The following is an 18,371-nucleotide window of genomic DNA, read 5'->3' as shown; positions in this document are numbered from 1 at the left end:
TCCGCGTGGGGCGATCGCGGTTAGGATCGCCCCGTGACGCCACTCCCCACCGCCGTCGCGGTCCCCGCCGCGCCGCTGACCGTCGCGGCCGTGCAGGCCGAGCCCGTCCCCGGCGACGTGGCCGGCAACGCGGCGAGCGCCGCCCGGCTGGTCCGCCACGCGACGGAGCGGGGCGCCCGGGTGAGCGTGCTGCCCGAGCTCTTCCTGCCCGCGTACCACCTGCCGACGCTCGCGGCCGACCCGGCCGGCACCGACGTCGCGGCCGACGCGGCGGGCGGGGTCGACGACCCGCGGCTGGACCCGCTGCGCGAGGCGGCCCGCGACGGCGGCGGCGCCGTGGTGGTCGGCGCGGCCGTCCGGCACCCGGACGGCCGGCGGACGATCTCCGCCCTGCTGGTCGACCGCGCCGGCGCCGTCCGCGTCGGATACGACAAGCAGCAGCTGTGGAGCGGCGAGCGGGAACTCTTCGTGGCCGGCGACCGGGGCGCCACCCTGCTCGTCGACGACTGGCGGCTCGGTCTCGGCATCTGCTACGACGGCTGCTTCCCGGAGCACGGCCGGGCCGCGGCGGTCGACGGGGCGCACGGCTACCTCTGCTCGAGCGGCTACCTGGTCGGCTCCGAGCACCGCCGCGACCTCTACTACGCCGCCCGCGCGCTGGACAACACGATGTACGTGGTGTTCGCCAACCTCGTCGGCGGCGCCCACCCGTGGCGGTTCAACGGAGGCGCGGCGGTCTACGACCCGGAGGGCCGGCCGCTGGCCCGGGGCGCGGACACCGGCGAGGCCGTGCTGGTCGTCACGCTCGCCCCGGAGGCCCTCGCGGCGACCCGGGCGGCCCACTGCATGCTGCTCGACCGCCTGCCCGACCAGGGCAGCACCCGTTCGGCACTGCCGGCCTGACGGGCGTCCGGAGAGGGCTCGGCACTGTCGGCGGGCGGTGGCGGTCCCGTAGGGTGCCCGGGTGCCGCTGCTCCTGCTGGACCTGGACAACACGCTGCTCGACCGGGCCGGTCCGTTCCGCGCCTGGGGCGAGCGCTTCCTGGCCGGTGTCGGCGCGCCGCCGGCCGACATCGACTGGCTGTTGTCCGTCGACGCCGACGGGCTGACCGACCGGTGGGACGTGGCCGACGCCGTGCGTGACCGCTACGGGCTGCGGATCCCGTCCATCGACCTGGTCGAGGAGCTGCACGACGGCGTGGTGGCCAAGGTCCGGCTCGATCCGCTGGTCGCCTGCGCGCTGCGGATCGCCGACGGGGCCGGCTGGACGCCCGTGGTGGTCAGCAACGGCGGGGCGCGGCAGCAGGAGGCCATGATCCGGCGTACCGGGCTGGACCGCGTCGTCGCCGGCTGGGTCATCTCCGAGGAGGTCGGCGTCAGCAAGCCCAACCCGAGGATCTTCGCGCTGGCCGCCCGGCGGGTACGGCTGCCCCTGCGCGACGCCTGGGTGGTCGGCGACGGTCCGGAGGCGGACATCGGGGGCGCCGCCGCCGTGGGCCTGCCCAGCGTCTGGCTGCACCGGGAACGGAGCTGGGTCGACAGCCGGTTCGCCCCCACCCGCACGGCGGACGGCGTGATCGCCGCCGTCGCGACGGTGCTCGCCGCCTGACGGGTGCGGCGCCGGTCCGCCGGTCGGGCGTAACGGGCGCGGCGACGGTCCGCCGGCCGGGCGTAATTCGGTTGACCCGGGCCGCGCCGACCCGTGAGCATGGTCGGCGCATCGTGCAACCGGGTCCGCGCCCGGTCGAGGAGAGGGGGTCGGTCATGGCCGTCTTCGCAGGTCGCTTCCACCTGCCCCCATCAGCCTCGATCAAGGGATCACCACCGCAGTGCGCGATCACGACCTTCCGGCGCGCGAGCGCCGTACCCGCGGCAAGCGCCGCTTCGACGACGACGAACAGCTCTTCCTGAAGCGGGGCCGGGCCGCCGAGCCCGCCCTCGCCGACCCCGACGCCGAGCCGGACCCCGACACGGGGGAGCGCTGGTCCTCCTGGGACGACGCCGTGCACGGCCCGCAACCCCACCCGGAGTGGCTGGTCACCGAACTGGCAGCCAAGGACACCGAGCTGGGGGTGCTCAAGACCGGCAAGGAGGCGGACGTCCACCTGGTCCGCCGGGCGGTGCCCGGCACCGACCGGTCCTGCCTGCTGGCGGCGAAGCGGTACCGGGACCCCCAGCACCGCCTCTTCCACCGCGACGCCGGCTACCTGGAGGGACGCCGGGTCCGCCGGTCCCGGGAGAACCGGGCGATGGCCGGCCGTACCGCCTTCGGCCGGCAGATGATCGCCGGGCAGTGGGCGGCGGCCGAGTTCGCCGCGCTGGCCCGGCTCTGGGAGGTCGGCGCCCGGTACGGCACGATCACCGTCCCCTATCCGGTGCAGGTGCGCGGCACCGAGTTGATGCTGGAGTTCCTCGGCGACCAGGACGAGGGACTGGCCGCGCCCCGGCTGGCCCAGCTGAGGCCGACGGCGGGGGAGCTGCGTGAGCTGTGGGGCCAGCTCGTCGACGCCCTCGTGGTGCTCGCCCGCGCCGGCCTCGCCCACGGCGACCTGTCGCCGTACAACCTGCTGGTGCACGCGGGGCGGCTGGTGCTGATCGACCTGCCGCAGGTCGTCGACGTGGTGGCCAACCCGCAGGGGCCGGAGTTCCTGGCCCGCGACGTGCGGGTGGTCGCCACCTGGTTCGCGGGCCGGGGCCTGCCCGCGACGGACGCCGACCCGGGCGCGCTGACCGCGCTGCTGCTGCGGGAGGCGGGGCTCCGCTGACCGCGACGTTCCGGGCGGCCGGAACGGGCCGCCCGGGACCCGGTCACTGGAGGTAGCGCTCGACCGCCGGCTTGGGGCGCGTCCCCTGGGCGTCCGGGTCGCCGTGGGTCTGCCGGGCGGCCCGCCGCCGACGCAGCAGGTCCCAGCACTGGTCGAGGGACTCCTCCAACTCGCGCAGCCGGGTGCGGGCGTCGTCGTCCGTGCCCGACTCGCCGGCCTGCGCGTCGGCGCGCAGCCGGTGCTCCTCGTCGACCAGCTCGGAGATCCGGTTCAGGATGGTCTTGTCGTCCATGCCCTGAGCCTGGCACAGGCCGCGCGGGCGCGCCCGGGTTCCACCGGCGTGTGCCCCCGCCGCGCCCGCCGCTGCGGTAGGTTGCCCAGCCATGGTCCCCAGCCTCCGGGCCGCCGGCCCCTGCGACCTGGCGCCGGTCGCCGACCTGCTCCGCGCCGCCCGGCCCCACCTGGTGGTCACGCCGGAACTGCTCGCCTGGCAGGCGACCGGCAAGCCGGCCGAGCGCTTCGGGATGCTCGTCGCCGAGGCGGGCGACGGGATCGCCGGCGTCGCCCGGACGGGGCTGCTGCACGAGAGCGCGGAGCCGGGGCTCGGCTTCGTCAACCTGGTCGTGCGCCCCGACCGGCGGGGGCGGGGCGTCGGGTCGGCGCTGCTCGCCGCCGCCGAGGAGCGGCTCGCCGGGCTCGGGGTGCGCCGGGCGTACGCGCGGGTCGACGACGAGCCGGCGGCCCTCGCCTTCGCCGAGCGGCGCGGGTACCGGTCCGGTCGGCGCAGCGTGATCCTGGGCCTGGATCTGGCGAGGGCGGTCCTGCCGGCCGCGCCCGCCCCGCCGGCCGGGGTGCGGCTGGGCACGGCGGCGGAGCTGGCCGACCCGCGTCCGCTGTACGAGGCGGACCTGGCCGCCGCCGCGGACGAGCCGGGCGACGTCGGGGTGGACGAGATCAGCTTCTCCGACTGGCGGACCGCGTACTGGCACCGGCCGGACCTGGACCGGGCGCTCAGCACCGTGGCGACGGCCGACGGTGTGGTGGTGGCGTTCAGCCTCGCGCTGACCGACGGCCGGGACCGCTACCTGTCGGGAATGACGGGCACCCGGAGCGGGTGGCGGGGCCGGGGCCTCGCCCGGCTGGTGAAGCACGCGTCGCTGCGGGCCGCCGGGTCGGCGGGCTTCCGGTGGGCGTCCACGATCAACGACGCCGGCAACGACGCCATGCGGACGGTCAACGCGTGGTTCGGGTACCGGCCGGTGGCCGCCGAGTGGCGCTACCTGCGGGAGTTGCCTCGTCGCTGACCGTCCACTGTTGACAGTGGGACATTTCGCAGCACAAACACTGGAACTGTTGTCCACGTTGGTGAGATGCTTCCGCACTCAGGCGGTGGAAGTTCCACGTGGGACCCGCTCGTGGGCGACTGCCGAGACGACGAGGAGACCTGGTACGCATGTCCAGCTTGCCCGACGGCCACGGCGTCCCCCTCCCCGCGAACCCGCGCACGATCCCGCTGCGACAGGCGCTGCCCGCCCTGCTCCGGGATCCGCTCGGCGCGCTGGTCGGCTTCGCGGAGGGATCCGGTGGGGAGGTCGTCCGGCTCAACCTCGGGTCGTTCCGCCCGTACCTGGTCAGTCACCCCGAACACCTGCAGTACGTGCTGCGCGACCGCGCGGACAACTACATCCGGGACGGCCGGGGCCTGCTGTGGCGCCCGGTCCGCCGGGTCGTCGGGGAGGCCATCCTGGTCGCCGAGGGGGAGGTGTGGGAGTCCAGCCGTGGCGCCCTGCTACCCCTGTTCACGGCGAAGCGGGTCGAGACCATGGTGGACCGGATGGCCGAGGTGATCAGCGAGGCGGTCGACGAGTGGGACGAGCCGGCCCGGCAGGGGCGGCCGATCGACACGGCGGCCGAGCTGACCCGGATCGTCCTGCGTACCACCATGCGGGTGCTCTTCGCCGACCGGATCTCCGTGCCGGAGGCCGAGCGGATCAGCGCCGCGCTCGACACCGTCACCACCTCGATGATCGCCCGCCTGCTGGTGCCCTTCGTGCCCTACTCGGTGCCCATGCCCGGCGACCGCGCGTTCCGGGCGGCCGTGCGGACCATCGACGAGGTGGTGCTGCCGATCATCCGAGAGGCGCGGGCCCGGCCGAGCGACGACGACGACATCATCTCCACCCTCTGCCGGCCCCGTGCCGACGGCAGCGTGCCGGACGAGTACCAGATCCGCGGCGATGTCGTGGCCATGTTCTCCACCGCCACCGAGACCACCATCGCGCTGCTGTCCTGGCTCTGGCCGGTGCTGGAGACCCAACCCGAGGTCGCCGCGCGGCTCTACGCCGAAGTGGACCGGGTGGTGGGCGGCGGCCGGGTCCGGCGGGAGCACCTCGCCGAACTGCGGTACGGGCGCATGGTGCTGGACGAGATGCTGCGGCTGTATCCCGCCGGTTGGATGGTGCCCCGCACGGCGGTCGCCGACGACGTGCTCGGCGGGGTACGGATCAAGGCGGGCGCGACGGTGCTGGTCAGCCCGTACGTGACCCAGCGGATGCCGATGTTCTGGGACGACCCGGAGCGGTTCGACCCCGAGCGCTTCGCGCCGGAGCGGCCCCGTCGCCGGTACCGCTACTCCTACTACCCCTTCGGCGGGGGCCCGCACCAGTGCCTCGGGCAGTACCTGTTCCTCCTGGAGGCGCAGCTCATCGTGAGCACGGTGCTGAGTCGCTTCCGGTTCCGGCCGACCGCGCCGGCCGACCTGACCCCACGGATGGGCGCCTCGCTCTCGCCCCGGCAACGGCTGCGGGTGACCCTGTCGCCGGTGCAGCGGCCGGTCGCCCCGTGAACGCGACGGACGCGCGGTCGAGGGCCGGCCAGGCCGACGTGGCCGAACAGGGCAGGATCTGCGCCCTGGCCACGCGGGGCGTACGCGACCTGCAGGAGGTCACCGCCGCGCACCCCGGACTCTTCTCCGCCGACACGTTCGACTCCGCGATGCTCAGTTCCGTCGCCACCGCCATCGCCTTCACCGCTCCCTGGCACAGCGCCGACGAGCTGCGGATCACCACCCGTACGCTGCTCTGGGTCTTCGCCGCCGACTGGCAGGTCGACTACCTCGCGACGTCCGCCGACGACGTGCGCACGCTGGTGGCGGAGTGCCTCGCGGTCGCCGACGGCGCCGATCCACCGGCGGGGCGACACCTGGCCCGGCTGCTGGCCGACCTCCGCGACGACCTGGCGACCGTGCCGGCGTTCGACCGGCTCCGGCCGGTGTGGCGCGACGAGCTGGAGCGGATGTTTGCCGCGGTGGCCCGGGAGTGGGACTGGAAGAACGCCCCGGGCGGATCCCTTCCCACCCTCGACCGGTACCTCGACAACGCCGACAACCTGGCCTGTTCCTTCGTCAACGTCACGCACTGGACCGCCACCGGCGACGGCAACTGCCTGCGGCACCTGGACGAGCTGCTGACGGTGGGCCGCGAGGTGCAGCGGGTGCTGCGCCTGGTCAACGATCTGGCCACCCACGGGCGGGACGTCCAGTGGGGCGACCTCAACGCGCTCATGCTGGTTCCCGACCCGGTCCTCGTGCGCGACCGGTTGGCCCAGCTCACGCGGCGCTGCCACGGGCTGCTCGACCTGCTGGCCGAGCGCGAGCCCCGGCAGGCCGACTACATGCGCCGGCAGCTCTCCTTCACCGCCGGCTTCTACCAGGTCTCGGACTTCTGGGGGACGCCATGAGCCACGGCGGATCCCGGGCGGGCACGGCAGCCGCGCCGCGCGCCGGCCGTGGCCCGGACGACTGCGGGAGCCTGGCGGGGGAACTCGTCGACGCGATGGCGCGGAGACCGTGGGGCGAGGTCGCCCCCTCCGTCTACGAGACCGGCCGGCTGGTCGCCGTCGCGCCCCTGCTCGCCGGGCACGCCGACCGGGTCGCGTTCCTCGTCCGGCACCAGCGCGCCGACGGCGCGTGGGGACCCCCGGAGGGCTACGCGCTGGTGCCGACGTTGAGCGCCACGGACGCCCTGCTGGCGGCGCTGGCCGACGAGGACCTGCCGACGGCCGCCCGCCAGGCCTCGGCCGCCGCGGCCGGGCGCGGACTGCGGGCCCTCTCCACCCTGCTCGCGGCGGGCTCCGCCGTGCCGGACACGCCCGCCGCCGACCTCATCGTGCCGGCCCTGGTGGAATCGATCAACGCGCGGACGTCCGGGCCGGACGCCGCGCTGCCGGTCACGCACCCGCTGAGCCTGCCCGCCGGGACGGACCGCCGACGGTTGACCGCGGTCCGGGCGGCACACGCCGCGGGCACCGAACTGCACCCGAAGCTGGCGCACTTCGGCGAGCTGCTCCACGGGCCGGCCCAGCGGTGGCCCCGGCCGCGCGCCGCCGAGCCGACCACTGTCGGGGCCTCCCCGGCGGCCACCGCCGCGTGGCTGGCCACCGCCGGTCCGCACACCGACGCGCGAGCGGCCCGCGCCTTCCTGGACCGGCTGGTCAGCGAGGGCGGCGGGCCGGTGCCCTGCCCCACGCCAATCACCGTCTTCGAACGTGCCTGGGTCCTGAGTTGGCTGTCCCGGGCCGGCATCGAGGTACGACCACCGCAGGCGGTCCTCGCGGGCCTGGCCGACGCGGTCGGCCCCGCCGGCGCCGCCACCGGAGCGGGCCTGCTTCCCGACGCGGACACCACCGCCGTGACCCTGTACGCGCTCGGGCGCCTGGGCCGCCCGCTCGACCCGGCGAGTCTGTGGGGGTACGAGACGGCGGAGGGGTTCTGCACCTGGCCGGGGGAGGACGGCTTCTCGGTCACCACGAACGCGCACGTGCTCGACGCCCTGGCGCAGCACGCCGCGCGTGATCCGGGCGCCGGCTCCCGGCACCACACCGCCGTCGGCCGGCTGGCCCGGGTGCTCCGGGAGCGGCAGGAGACCGACGGCAGCTGGCGCGACCGGTGGCACGCCTCGCCGTACTACGCCACCGCCTGCTGCGTGCTCGCGTTGGCTGAATCCGGCCCGGACGACGACAGCGTGGGCACAATCGGTCGGGCGGTGCGCTGGGTGCTGGCCAACCAACGCGACGACGGGTCGTGGGGCCGGTGGGCGGGCACCGCGGAGGAGACCGCCTACGCCCTGCAGATCCTGCTGGCCGTCCCGTCGGACGAACCGGCGGTGGCTGTGGCCGCCCTGCGGGGAAGCGCCCACCTGCGAGCGGGCGTCGGCCGGGGCGGGCAGCCGCCACTGTGGTACGGCAAGGAGCTCTATTGCCCCACCACGATCGTCCGCTCGGCGGTGCTCGCCGCCTCCCACCTCGCACACCGCCGACTCGCACATTTCCGCGGTGCTGCACATGTCGTGACGGGACGGCAGAAATCAGCAACTTGAGGGTGCCATGTGGACACTGCTAGCGTACCCACTGCCTTTGTCCCGCACGGCCCTCCGGCGGGACATCCGCACTTTTACGATCTGCCGTTGATGACCTGAGTCAACGCCGGCCTGGGACGGTTCAATGCGTTCTCGCGGTACGAGTATCCGCACGAAGGTTGTCGCTCTCCTGCTCTCCCTCGTAGCGCTCTGGACGTTCGCGGCCTGGGTGACCCTGCGGGACGGCTTCAATCTGCTCGGCGTCCAGATGCTCAACGCCAAGATCTACGTTCCCAGCGAGCCGCTGCTCCAGGAACTCCAGCTGGAACGCCGCCTGACCCAGGCGTACCTCAGTGACCCGGGGCCGGAGCAGCGGGCGGCGCTCGAGGCCGAACAGCGCACGACGGCGGAGCTGACGACCTCCTTCACCACGTCGGTGCGGCACTGGCAGGTCGACCTCGCCGGCGGTGACGCGTTGAGCCGGCAGCTCGACGAATCGGTGGCGCAGTTGGAGGCGCTGGGGGCGGTACGCAGCGCGGTACTCGATCGCGGTATCGACCGGATTTCCGCGGCGGACGCCTACACCCGTGCCATTGGCTCCATTTTCCAGATCTACGACGTCACCGGCAGTCTCGACGACAAGGAGCTGGCGGCGGACGCCGCGGCCCTCATCCAGCTCAACCGGATGAAGGAGCTGATCTCACAACAGGACGCGCTGCTCAGCGGCCTGTTCGGCAGTGGCCGCATGAGTGGGCCGGAGTACGCCCGGTACACCGCGCTCGTCGGCGCCGAGCGTTTCCTCGGCGAGGAGACCAGATCGAAGCTCTCCGCCGCCGACCAGCGGCGCTATCAGCAACTCGTCGAGAGCGAGCCGTTCAAGCGCCTGCGCTCGGTGCAGGACGGCATCATCCGCGGCGGCCAGCCGACGCCGCAGCTGCCGGTGAGCCGGGCCGACTGGCGTGACACGGTCGACCAGGCGTTGGCCGTCGTCAACAGCACGGTGGTGGCGGGCGGCGACGACATCGTGGGCCGGGCGTCCACCGTGGCCGCGATGGTCATGGTGCGCCTCGTACTGGCCACCGGTCTGGGCCTGCTGGCGGTCATCGCCTCGATCGTCGTCTCCGTCACGACGACCCGTGCGCTGCTGCGGCAGTTGGAGCGGCTGCGCGAGGCCGCCTTCCGGCTCGCCAACGAGCGGCTGCCCGGCGTGGTCGAGCGGCTCGGCCACGGCGAGGAGGTCGACGTCGCCAAGGAGGCGCCTCCGCTGGAGTTCGGTGACGACGAGATCGGCCAGGTGGGCAAGGCGTTCAACGCCGTGCAGGAGACCGCCATCCGCACCGCCGTCGAGCAGGCCGAGCTGCGCCGCAACGTGCGCGACGTCTTCCTCAGCCTGGCCCGGCGCACCCAGGCGCTGGTGCACCGCCAGCTCACCCTCCTCGACGCGATGGAGCGTCGCGAGCACGACGCCGAGGAGTTGGAGGACCTGTTCCGGGTCGACCACCTGGCCACCCGGATGCGGCGCAACGCCGAGAACCTCATCCTGCTCTCCGGCTCCACCCCGGGCCGCGCCTGGCGGCGCAACGTGCCGATGGTCGACGTCGTCCGCGGCGCGGTCGCCGAGGTCGAGGACTACACCCGGGTCAACGTGCTGCCCCTCGGCGCGGTCTCGCTCACCGGCCGCGCGGTCGGCGACGTCATCCACCTGCTCGCCGAGCTGATCGAGAACGGGCTGTCGTTCTCCCCGCCGCACACCTCGGTCGAGGTGCGCGGACAGATGGTGGCCAACGGCTTCGCCATCGAGGTCGAGGACCGTGGCCTGGGCATGAGCGAGGAGGACCTGGCCGCCGCGAACCACCGGATCGTCGACCAGTCCGAACTCAACCTGGCCAACGCCTCCCGCCTGGGCCTCTACGTCGTCAGCCGGCTGACCGAGCGGCACGGCGTGCGGGTGCAGCTCAAGGAGTCCGCGTACGGCGGCACCACGGCTGTCGTGCTGATCCCGGCCGACCTGGTCACCGCCGACGACGAGGACCCGAGCACCTCCGGCGGGTTCCCGGCCGGCCTGCCCGCCGCCGGCCCGGTGGCCGGCGTCCCCGGTCAGGCGCCGCCCGCCGCCGAGCCGCCGCTCGCCACGGCGCCGGTGGCGCTGGCCGAGCCGCCGCTCGCGTCCCACGCGCCCTCGGCTCCCGACGCCGACGGGGGCGCCCTGCCCACCCGTTCGCGCGGCCGGAGCCTGCCGACGACCGCCCCGGCCCGCGACGCGCCGCTGCCCGTCCGGCAGCGCGGCGGATCCGAGCAGTACGCCCTGGACGGCCCTACCTTCCCGACCGGCCTGCCGATGGCCACCGCCCGGCCCGTGTCGACGGAAGCGCCCGCCGAGGCGCCCGAGGCGGACACCGCGCCCGCGACCGCCGCCGGCCCGACGCCGACGGCCCGCCAGGTGACGGCGCGCACCGACTCGGGCCTGCCGGTCCGGGTCCGGCAGGCCAGCATCGTGCCGGAGCTGCGCGACGACCCGGCGACCGGAGGCGGCGACGAGGACGACGACACGGTGCGCCCGCCGGAGCAGGTACGCCGGATGATGAGCTCCTACCAGACCGGCACCCGGCGCGGCCGTACGGACGCCGCCCGACTGCTCGGCGGAGCGGGCGACAGCCGAACCGAGGCCGGCGAGGAAACCGACGCCGGCGACGACCTGCAAGCGACCTGACCGGTGCCGCCACGGCGCGGGGGATCCCCGCGTCGTGGCGCTCAGCCGAGACGAGCACGGCGAACAACTGCCGGGGGAGAAGAGGACGACGAGTGGCGCAGAAGACGGCTTCGAGTGCCGACCTGACGTGGTTGCTGGATGATCTGGTCGGCCGGGTGAAGCAGGCCGACCACGCGGTCGCGCTCTCGACGGACGGCCTGTTGATGGCCGCCTCGCGAGGGCTCAGCCGGGACGACGCCGAGCACCTGGCGGCCATGGCGGCCGGCATCCAGAGCCTGGCCCGGGGCGCGGGCAAGCGCTTCGGCGGCGGGCAGGTGCAGCAGACGATCATCGAGATGCAGTCGTCGTTCCTGTTCGTCACAGCGGCCGGGCGCAACGCCTGCCTCGCCGTTCTGGCCAGTGAGGACGCCGACGTCGGGCTGATCGCGTACGAGATGGCGATGCTGGTCACCCGCGTCGGCAAGTACGTGGCGTCGCCGTCCCGGACCGGCGAGCAGCAGACCGGCGAGAAGTAGCCGCGATGACGGTGCAGGGGGAGTCCTCGGAGCACCAGTGGGTCGACGACCATGCCGGGCCGGTCGTGCGCCCGTACGCGATGACGCGTGGCCGGGCCCGGCCGGTCACCGGCACGTTCGACCTGATCTCCCTGGTGACGGCGACCCGCGCGGACGTGACCCCGGAGGTCGGGCTGGGCCCGGAGCACCTGGCGATCGTCGGGCTCTGTCAGCGGATCCAGTCCGTCGCCGAGATCGCCGCCCACCTGGACCTGCCGGTGGGCACCATCCGGGTCCTGCTCGGTGACCTGGCGGCCCGCAGCCTGGTGCAGGTACGCGAGCCGCACACCACGGCCGGCCTTCCCGACAACAGCGTTTTCGAGGCGGTAATCAATGGACTACGGGCACTCTGAGCGGCCGGCGGGAGCGACGCCACTGCCCACCGCGATCAAGATCCTCGTCGCGGGTGGCTTCGGCGTCGGCAAGACCACCATGGTCGGTGCGGTCAGCGAGACGCGCCCGTTGCGTACGGAGGAGGTGTTGACCGAGTCCGGCGTCGGCATCGACGACCTCTCCGGGGTGGAGAGCAAGACGACCACCACGGTGGCGATGGACTTCGGCCGCATCACCATCAGCGACGACCTGGTGCTCTACCTCTTCGGCACCCCGGGCCAGGACCGGTTCTGGTTCGTCTGGGACGAACTGGCGCTCGGCGCGCTCGGCGCGGTGGTGCTGGCCGACACCCGGCGGCTGGCCGACTGCTTCCCCTCGATCGACTACTTCGAGGGCCGGGGCACCCCGTTCGTCGTGGCGGTCAACTGCTTCGAGGGGGCCCGGCAGTACCGTCTCGACGAGGTGCAGGCGGCGCTCAACCTCGACCCGGGGGTGCCGGTGCTGCTCTGCGACGCCCGGCAGCGGGAGTCCAGCAAGGAGGTGCTCATCACCCTGATGGAGCACGCCATGAAGACCCGCGAGGCCCGCCGCCGCGCCGCCGTGACCGAGTAACCGCGACACCACCACCGCACCGCGCCGCCCGCCGCGAGACCTTGGTACGGAACAGCCCCTCCTCGGGCCTTTCCGTACCAAGGTCTCGCGGCGTGAACCCCGCGCCTGTCGCCGTCGTCCCGCAGGAGCGGGGCGGGGTCACCGGGCGTGATTGATTGACTTCGATCAATTGGGCTGCCTAGCATGGGCCTTGGAAAGCGCTTTCCGCCGTCCATCACCTGGCTGATCGCCGGAGCCGGTCCGCAACCCCGACGCGGGACCCGTCCCCTCGCGTCCGGTCGCGCGAGCGTGCCCCGAAACGGTCGCGCGACCGCGCCCCGGCACCGGAGAACGGCGCCGGCTCGTCGTGCGCCGGCTCCGGCGATCCGCCGTACGAGAAAGGCGGAACCCCATGCTCGCGACCCGCAACCCCGACGGGCCGCCACGGCCCCGTCGGCGCCGACGGCTGCTCGCCGCCGCCGGACTGGCCGCCGCGCTACTGGCACCGGCGTCGCCGGCCGGCGCGGCGCTCCCGCCCGCCGCGCCGGCCCCACCCGCCCCGCAGGCGGCGTCCGGCACCGCCGCGCAGACGACGCCCGGCACTGCCTCGCAGGCGGCTCCCGGCAGCGCCCGGCAGGCGGCTCCCGGCAGCGCCCGGCAGGCGGCTCCCGGCACCGCCCCGCAGGCGGCGGCCGGCACCGCTTCGCTCGCGGCGGCGGACGGCTTCGCCAGCGTCGACGCCCTCGGCCAGAACGGGACCACCGGCGGTGCCGGCGGGCCGGTCGTCACGGTCACCACCACCGCGCAGTTCCTCGACCACATCGCCCGCCCGGGGCCGTACGTCATCCAGGTCGCCGGCACCATCACGCTGCCCACCGGCGCCAACGACGGGATGTGGAACGTCGCCTCCGACAAGACGATCGTCGGGCTCGGCGACGACGCGACGCTCTCCGGCGGCGGGCTCAACATCGGCGTGCCGGTCGACGACGACGTGACCTCGCCCCCGGCGAACGCGGTGCACAACATCATCATCCGGAACCTGCACCTCACCGGCGCGACGGACGACCTGATCAACGTGCAGATGTTCTCGCACCACATCTGGATCGACCACAACGAGTTCTCCAACGGCGACGACGGCGCGGTCGACATCAAGCGCGGCTCGGACTTCGTCACGGTCTCCTGGAACCACTTCCACGACCACGACAAGACGCTGCTGCTCGGCCACGACGAGGACGCCGGCCCGCAGGACATGGGCCGGCTGCGGGTCACCTACCACCACAACTTCTTCGACCGCTCCGACCAGCGCAACCCGCGGGTGCGCTTCTCCGCGCTCGCGCACGTCTACAACAACCACTACCACGACAACAGCTACGGGGTGGCCTCCACGTACGACGCCGCCGTGCTGATGGAGAACAACTACTTCTACAGCGTCAACAACCCGGGCCGGGTCGACTTCAGCGGCGACCTCGGCCGCATCGTCGAGCGGGGCAACATCCTGGTCGCCTGCAACCACCCGATCGAGACCCGCGGCACGGTGCCGGACCCGCGCGGGTACTACCCGTACACCCTCGACCCGGCCGCGAGCGTGCCGACCATCGTCCCGGCGGGTGCCGGGCCCGGCAAGGTCGCGGCCGTCGCCACCGCCCCGGCGCGGGCCCTGGCCGCCCCGGCACCGGCCGCCGCGGGCCCGGACGGCTTCGCCGCCGTCGCGGCCCTCGGGCAGAACGGCACCACCGGCGGCGCCGGCGGGCCGACCGTGACCGCCACCAACGCGGCGGACTTCCTGGAGCACATCGACACGGTGGGCCCGCTGGTCATCCAGGTCACCGGGCGGATCGCGATCACCAGCAAGCAGGGGGTACGCCCGAACAAGACCATCGTCGGGGTCGGCAACGCCGAGATCACCGGCGGCGGGCTGGACTTCTACCGGTCGTACAACGTGATCGTCCGCAACATCAACTTCACGAACGCGGAGGACGACGCGATCAACGTCGGCCAGAACTCGCACCACATCTGGATCGACCACAACCGCTTCTCCGGCGCGGTGGACGGGTCGGTCGACATCGTCCGGGGCGCCGACTACGTGACGGTGTCGTGGAACCACTTCGACCACGCGGACAAGTCCATGCTGATCGGTCACTCCGACGGCTCGGCCTCCACCGACGTCGGCCGCCTGAAGGTCAGCATCCACCACAACTTCTTCGACCACAGCCGCCAGCGGCACCCCCGGGTCCGCTTCGGCGAGCCGGTGCACGTCTACAACAACTACTTCCTCGGCAACGCCCTCTACGGCGTGGCGTCGACGGAGAACGCGGGCGTGCTGGTGGAGGGGAACTACTTCCGCGACGTGCCGCACCCGATGTGGTCGGCGAGCGGCTACGCCGACAGCGGCCCCGGCCGGGCGGTGCAGCGCCACAACGTGTACGTCGACTCCGGCACGCCGGAGACGAACGGCACCGTGGTCGAGCCGCGCACGTACTACCCGTACACCCTCGACGCGGCGGCGGACGTGCCCGCCCTGGTCGTCGCGGGCGCCGGCACCGGCCGCATCTGACCGGACGCGCGAAGGGCCCCCTGCCGCGATGGCAGGGGGCCCTCCGTCCGTGCCGTCAGCTGGCGATCATGCGACGCAGGACGTACTGCAGGATGCCGCCGTGCCGGTAGTAGTCCGCCTCGCCCGGGGTGTCGATCCGGACCACCGCGTCGAACTCGACGCCGGTGTCGGTGCTGACCCTGACCGTGCGCGGGGTCTCGCCGTCGTTCAGCGCGGTGACCCCGGCGATGGAGAACGTCTCCGTGCCGGTGAGGCCGAGCGACTCGGCGGTCTCGCCGGCCGGGAACTGGAGCGGGAGCACGCCCATGCCGATCAGGTTCGAGCGGTGGATCCGCTCGTACGACTCGGCGATGACCGCCCGGACGCCGAGCAGCATGGTGCCCTTGGCCGCCCAGTCCCGGGACGAGCCGGAGCCGTACTCCTTGCCGGCCAGCACGACCAGCGGGATGCCCGCCTCCTGGTAGGCCACCGAGGCGTCGTAGATCGAGCTCTGCTCGCCGGTCAGGTGGTTGACCGTGAAGCCGCCCTCGACGCCGGGGACCAGCTGGTTCCGCAGCCGGATGTTGGCGAAGGTGCCCCGGATCATCACCTCGTGGTTGCCCCGGCGGGAGCCGTACGAGTTGAACTCGTGCCGCGGCACGTCGTGCTCGGCGAGGTACTTCCCGGCGGGGGAGTCGGCCTTGATGGAGCCGGCCGGCGAGATGTGGTCGGTGGTCACCGAGTCACCCAGCTTGGCCAGCACCCGGGCGCCGGTGATGTCGACGACCGCCTTCGGCTCCCGCTCCATGCCCTCGAAGTACGGGGGCTTGCGGACGTAGGTGGACTCGCCCGCCCAGGCGAACGTGTCGCCGGTCGGGGTGGGCAGCGACTGCCAGCGCTCGTCACCGGCGAAGACGTCCTCGTACGCGGCGCTGAAGCCGGTGGCGCCGATCGCCGAGGCGATGACGTCCTGGATCTCGGCGCTGTTGGGCCAGATGTCCCGCAGGAACACCGGGTTGCCCTCGCTGTCCTCGCCGATCGGCTCGTTGGCCAGGTCGATGTCCATCGTGCCGGCCAGCGCGTACGCGACCACCAGCGGCGGGGAGGCCAGGTAGTTCATCTTGACGTCCGGGTTGATCCGGCCCTCGAAGTTCCGGTTGCCGGAGAGCACGGAGACGACCGCGAGGTCCGCCTCGTTCACCGCGGCGGAGACCTCCTCCGGCAGCGGGCCGGAGTTGCCGATGCAGGTGGTGCAGCCGTAGCCGACCAGGTGGAAGCCGAGCTTCTCCAGGTAGGGCGTGAGGCCGGCCCGCTCGTAGTAGTCCATGACGACCTTGGAACCCGGGGCCAGGGTGGTCTTCACCCACGGCTTGCGGGTCAGGCCCTTGTCGACCGCGTTGCGGGCCAGCAGGGCCGCGCCGATCATCACCTGCGGGTTGGAGGTGTTGGTGCAGGAGGTGATCGCCGCGATCACCACGGCGCCGTGGTCCAGCTCGTACTCGACGCCGTCGGCGCTGGTGACCCGGATCGGGTTGCTGGCCCGCCCGCCGGAGCCGACCGCCGCCGTCTCCAGGTCGCGCGGCGCGTCGGCCGGGTCGCTGACCCCGTTGGCCGGGGAGTCGCTGGCCGGGAAGGACTCGGCGCTCGCCTCGTCGGCGTGGCCCTGCACGCCGAACGGCTTCTCCAGCTGCGGCACGCCCGACTTGCGGCCACGGTCGCCGCCGGTCTCGTCGGCGGCCACGTAGTCGGTCAGCGCCGAACGGAACAGCGTCTTGGCGTTGCCCAGCGGGACCCGGTCCTGCGGGCGCTTCGGGCCGGCCAGGGACGGCTCGATCGTGCCCAGGTCCAGCTCCAGGCGCTCCGAGTACTCCGGCTCGGCGTCCGGGTCGTGCCAGAGGCCCTGCTCCTTGGCGTACGCCTCGACGAGCGCGACCTGCGCGGCGTCGCGGCCGGTCAGCTCCAGGTAGCGGACGGTCTCGGCGTCGATCGGGAAGATCGCCACGGTGGAGCCGTATTCCGGGGACATGTTGCCGATGGTGGCCCGGTTGGCCAGCGGCACGGCGCCCACGCCCGGGCCGTAGAACTCGACGAACTTGCCGACCACGCCGTGCTTGCGCAGCATCTCGGTGATGGTGAGCACCAGGTCGGTGGCGGTGGTGCCGGCCGGCATCTCGCCGGAGAGCTTGAAGCCCACCACGCGCGGGATCAGCATGCTGACCGGCTGGCCGAGCATCGCGGCCTCCGCCTCGATGCCGCCGACGCCCCAGCCGAGCACGCCCAGGCCGTTGACCATCGTGGTGTGCGAGTCGGTGCCGACCACCGTGTCCGGGTACGCCTGGCCGTTGCGCTCCATGATCGTGCGGGCCAGGTACTCGATGTTGACCTGGTGCACGATGCCCGTGCCCGGCGGGACGACCTTGAACTCGTTGAACGCGGTCTGGCCCCAGCGCAGGAACTGGTAGCGCTCCTTGTTGCGTTCGTACTCCAGCTCGACGTTGCGCTCGAAGGCGTCCTCGCGGCCGAACAGGTCGGCGATGACGGAGTGGTCGATGACCAGCTCGGCCGGGGCGAGCGGGTTCACCTTGCTGGCGTCGCCGCCCAGGTCCCGGACGGCCTCGCGCATGGTGGCCAGGTCGACCACGCAGGGCACGCCGGTGAAGTCCTGCATGAGCACCCGCGCCGGGGTGAACTGGATCTCGACGCTCGGGTCGGCGTCGGATTCCCAGGCCCCGAGCTGCCGGATGTGGTCGGCGGTGATGTTCGCGCCGTCCTCGGTCCGGAGCAGGTTCTCCAGGAGGATCTTCAGGCTGTAGGGGAGCCGTTCGTGGCCCTCCACCTTGCTGATCTTGAAAATCTCGTAGCTCGCGTCTCCGACGCGTAGCTGGGTCTTCGCACCGAAGGTGTCGAGGCTCGCCACGTCGTACTCCTTCACACCAGCGACCGTGAGTAGTCCTGAGCAGTCTGTCGCACCGGTCGGGGTGCCGCCGTGGTTAGGGGACACTTACCGCCGATCTCGTCGTCAACAAAACCGTACGTTCGTCTTGCTAACTTCGCAACCTCGTGCCATCGTTCGGGACGAGGAGGTGCCATCATGATCCATCACGTCCAGCTCGCCTGCCCACGCGGCTCCGAGGCGGCGTCGCGGGCCTTCTACGTCGGCGTGCTCGGGATGACCGAGAAGCCCAAGCCGCCGGCGCTCGTGGCCCGGGGCGGCTGCTGGTTCACCGGTCACGGCGCGGAGCTGCACCTGGGCGTGGAGGACGACTTCAGCCCCGCCCGCAAGGCACATCCGGGCCTGCTCCGGCCGGACCTGGACGCGCTCGCCGCCCGGTTGGCCGCCGCCGGGTACCCGGTCACCTGGGGCAACGACGAGCTGCCGGGGATGCGCCGCTTCCACTCCCAGGACGCGCACGGCAACCGGCTGGAGTTCCTCGCCCCGTCCCGCGGCGGGAGTCAGTCGGCGAGGTTGTCGACGCTCATCCGGTAGGAGGCCTGGGTGGGGTCGGCGGAGTCGGCGATGGTGACGGTGTT

General features: G+C 73.2%; 15 protein-coding genes. 13 read left to right on the top strand and 2 right to left on the bottom strand.

What is annotated here, in order from left to right; all coding sequences use genetic code 11:
- The first annotated feature begins 33 nt into the window (after positions 1 to 33).
- The 3 genes from ACSNN9_RS05655 (at position 34) to ACSNN9_RS05645 (ending at position 2,765) form a co-directional block, all read left to right on the top strand.
- A complete protein-coding gene (locus ACSNN9_RS05655; RefSeq protein WP_436671552.1) occupies positions 34 to 903 on the top strand; it encodes a carbon-nitrogen hydrolase family protein in 870 nt (289 codons plus the stop codon).
- Between the two features lie 61 nt (positions 904 to 964).
- The gene (locus ACSNN9_RS05650) at positions 965 to 1,609 is read left to right on the top strand and encodes an HAD family hydrolase (protein WP_436671551.1); all 645 of its coding nucleotides are present in this window, start codon (positions 965 to 967) and stop codon (positions 1,607 to 1,609) included.
- A gap of 220 nt (positions 1,610 to 1,829) precedes the next feature.
- Entirely contained in the window at positions 1,830 to 2,765 is a 936-nt protein-coding gene (locus ACSNN9_RS05645) for a serine protein kinase RIO (protein ID WP_436671550.1), read from the top strand.
- Between the two features lie 43 nt (positions 2,766 to 2,808).
- Here ACSNN9_RS05645 and ACSNN9_RS05640 read toward each other — a convergent pair whose 3' ends face one another.
- Entirely contained in the window at positions 2,809 to 3,057 is a 249-nt protein-coding gene (locus ACSNN9_RS05640) for a DUF2630 family protein (protein WP_121400713.1), read from the bottom strand.
- 91 nt (positions 3,058 to 3,148) lie between these two features.
- Between ACSNN9_RS05640 and ACSNN9_RS05635 the strand changes: the two genes are divergently transcribed.
- The 9 genes from ACSNN9_RS05635 (at position 3,149) to ACSNN9_RS05595 (ending at position 14,861) form a co-directional block, all read left to right on the top strand.
- Positions 3,149 to 4,069, top strand: coding sequence for a GNAT family N-acetyltransferase (locus ACSNN9_RS05635; protein WP_436671549.1), 921 nt, complete (start codon positions 3,149 to 3,151; stop codon positions 4,067 to 4,069).
- A 203-nt stretch (positions 4,070 to 4,272) separates the two neighbouring features.
- Positions 4,273 to 5,610: a cytochrome P450 gene (locus ACSNN9_RS05630; protein WP_436671613.1), complete on the top strand. Its 1,338-nt coding sequence runs from the start codon at positions 4,273 to 4,275 to the stop codon at positions 5,608 to 5,610.
- A complete protein-coding gene (locus ACSNN9_RS05625; RefSeq protein WP_436671548.1) occupies positions 5,607 to 6,503 on the top strand; it encodes a terpene synthase family protein in 897 nt (298 codons plus the stop codon). Before ACSNN9_RS05630 ends, ACSNN9_RS05625 begins: the two co-directional genes overlap by 4 nt.
- Positions 6,500 to 8,140: a prenyltransferase gene (locus ACSNN9_RS05620; RefSeq protein ID WP_436671547.1), complete on the top strand. Its 1,641-nt coding sequence runs from the start codon at positions 6,500 to 6,502 to the stop codon at positions 8,138 to 8,140. The genes ACSNN9_RS05625 and ACSNN9_RS05620 overlap by 4 nt, the downstream gene beginning before the upstream one ends.
- 124 nt (positions 8,141 to 8,264) lie before the next feature.
- Positions 8,265 to 10,829 carry a nitrate- and nitrite sensing domain-containing protein gene (locus ACSNN9_RS05615; protein WP_436671546.1) on the top strand — a complete coding sequence of 855 codons (2,565 nt, stop codon included), beginning with the start codon at positions 8,265 to 8,267 and terminating at the stop codon, positions 10,827 to 10,829.
- A gap of 92 nt (positions 10,830 to 10,921) precedes the next feature.
- On the top strand, positions 10,922 to 11,344 hold the full coding sequence (locus tag ACSNN9_RS05610; protein ID WP_357880558.1) for a roadblock/LC7 domain-containing protein: 423 nt from the start codon (positions 10,922 to 10,924) through the stop codon (positions 11,342 to 11,344).
- Between the two features lie 5 nt (positions 11,345 to 11,349).
- On the top strand, positions 11,350 to 11,736 hold the full coding sequence (locus tag ACSNN9_RS05605) for a DUF742 domain-containing protein (RefSeq protein WP_121400719.1): 387 nt from the start codon (positions 11,350 to 11,352) through the stop codon (positions 11,734 to 11,736).
- Positions 11,717 to 12,328 carry a GTP-binding protein gene (locus ACSNN9_RS05600; RefSeq protein WP_436671545.1) on the top strand — a complete coding sequence of 204 codons (612 nt, stop codon included), beginning with the start codon at positions 11,717 to 11,719 and terminating at the stop codon, positions 12,326 to 12,328. Before ACSNN9_RS05605 ends, ACSNN9_RS05600 begins: the two co-directional genes overlap by 20 nt.
- Before the next feature lie 391 nt (positions 12,329 to 12,719).
- Positions 12,720 to 14,861: a pectate lyase family protein gene (locus tag ACSNN9_RS05595; protein WP_436671544.1), complete on the top strand. Its 2,142-nt coding sequence runs from the start codon at positions 12,720 to 12,722 to the stop codon at positions 14,859 to 14,861.
- 55 nt (positions 14,862 to 14,916) lie between these two features.
- Here the strand turns inward: ACSNN9_RS05595 and ACSNN9_RS05590 are convergent, their stop codons facing one another.
- Entirely contained in the window at positions 14,917 to 17,772 is a 2,856-nt protein-coding gene (locus tag ACSNN9_RS05590) for an aconitate hydratase (protein ID WP_436671543.1), read from the bottom strand.
- Between the two features lie 159 nt (positions 17,773 to 17,931).
- Here ACSNN9_RS05590 and ACSNN9_RS05585 point away from each other — a divergent pair, with 159 nt between their 5' ends.
- Entirely contained in the window at positions 17,932 to 18,327 is a 396-nt protein-coding gene (locus tag ACSNN9_RS05585) for a VOC family protein (RefSeq protein WP_436671541.1), read from the top strand.
- Positions 18,328 to 18,371 lie beyond the last annotated feature (44 nt).

Origin of the sequence: Micromonospora sp. URMC 107 (assembly GCF_051386315.1) — a bacterium.
In the GTDB taxonomy this organism is placed as follows: domain Bacteria; phylum Actinomycetota; class Actinomycetes; order Mycobacteriales; family Micromonosporaceae; genus Micromonospora.
Note: the sequence above shows the minus strand (reverse complement) of the source record. Positions and strands in the feature narration are given on the sequence as shown.

Coding starts and splice junctions, on each gene's coding strand:
- ACSNN9_RS05595 (WP_436671544.1), top strand. CDS start 12,720: ATGCTCGCGACCCGCAACCCCGACGGGCCGCCACGGCCCCGTCGGCGC.
- ACSNN9_RS05605 (WP_121400719.1), top strand. CDS start 11,350: ATGACGGTGCAGGGGGAGTCCTCGGAGCACCAGTGGGTCGACGACCAT.
- ACSNN9_RS05585 (WP_436671541.1), top strand. CDS start 17,932: ATGATCCATCACGTCCAGCTCGCCTGCCCACGCGGCTCCGAGGCGGCG.
- ACSNN9_RS05615 (WP_436671546.1), top strand. CDS start 8,265: ATGCGTTCTCGCGGTACGAGTATCCGCACGAAGGTTGTCGCTCTCCTG.
- ACSNN9_RS05620 (WP_436671547.1), top strand. CDS start 6,500: ATGAGCCACGGCGGATCCCGGGCGGGCACGGCAGCCGCGCCGCGCGCC.
- ACSNN9_RS05640 (WP_121400713.1), bottom strand. CDS start 3,057: ATGGACGACAAGACCATCCTGAACCGGATCTCCGAGCTGGTCGACGAG.
- ACSNN9_RS05600 (WP_436671545.1), top strand. CDS start 11,717: ATGGACTACGGGCACTCTGAGCGGCCGGCGGGAGCGACGCCACTGCCC.
- ACSNN9_RS05635 (WP_436671549.1), top strand. CDS start 3,149: ATGGTCCCCAGCCTCCGGGCCGCCGGCCCCTGCGACCTGGCGCCGGTC.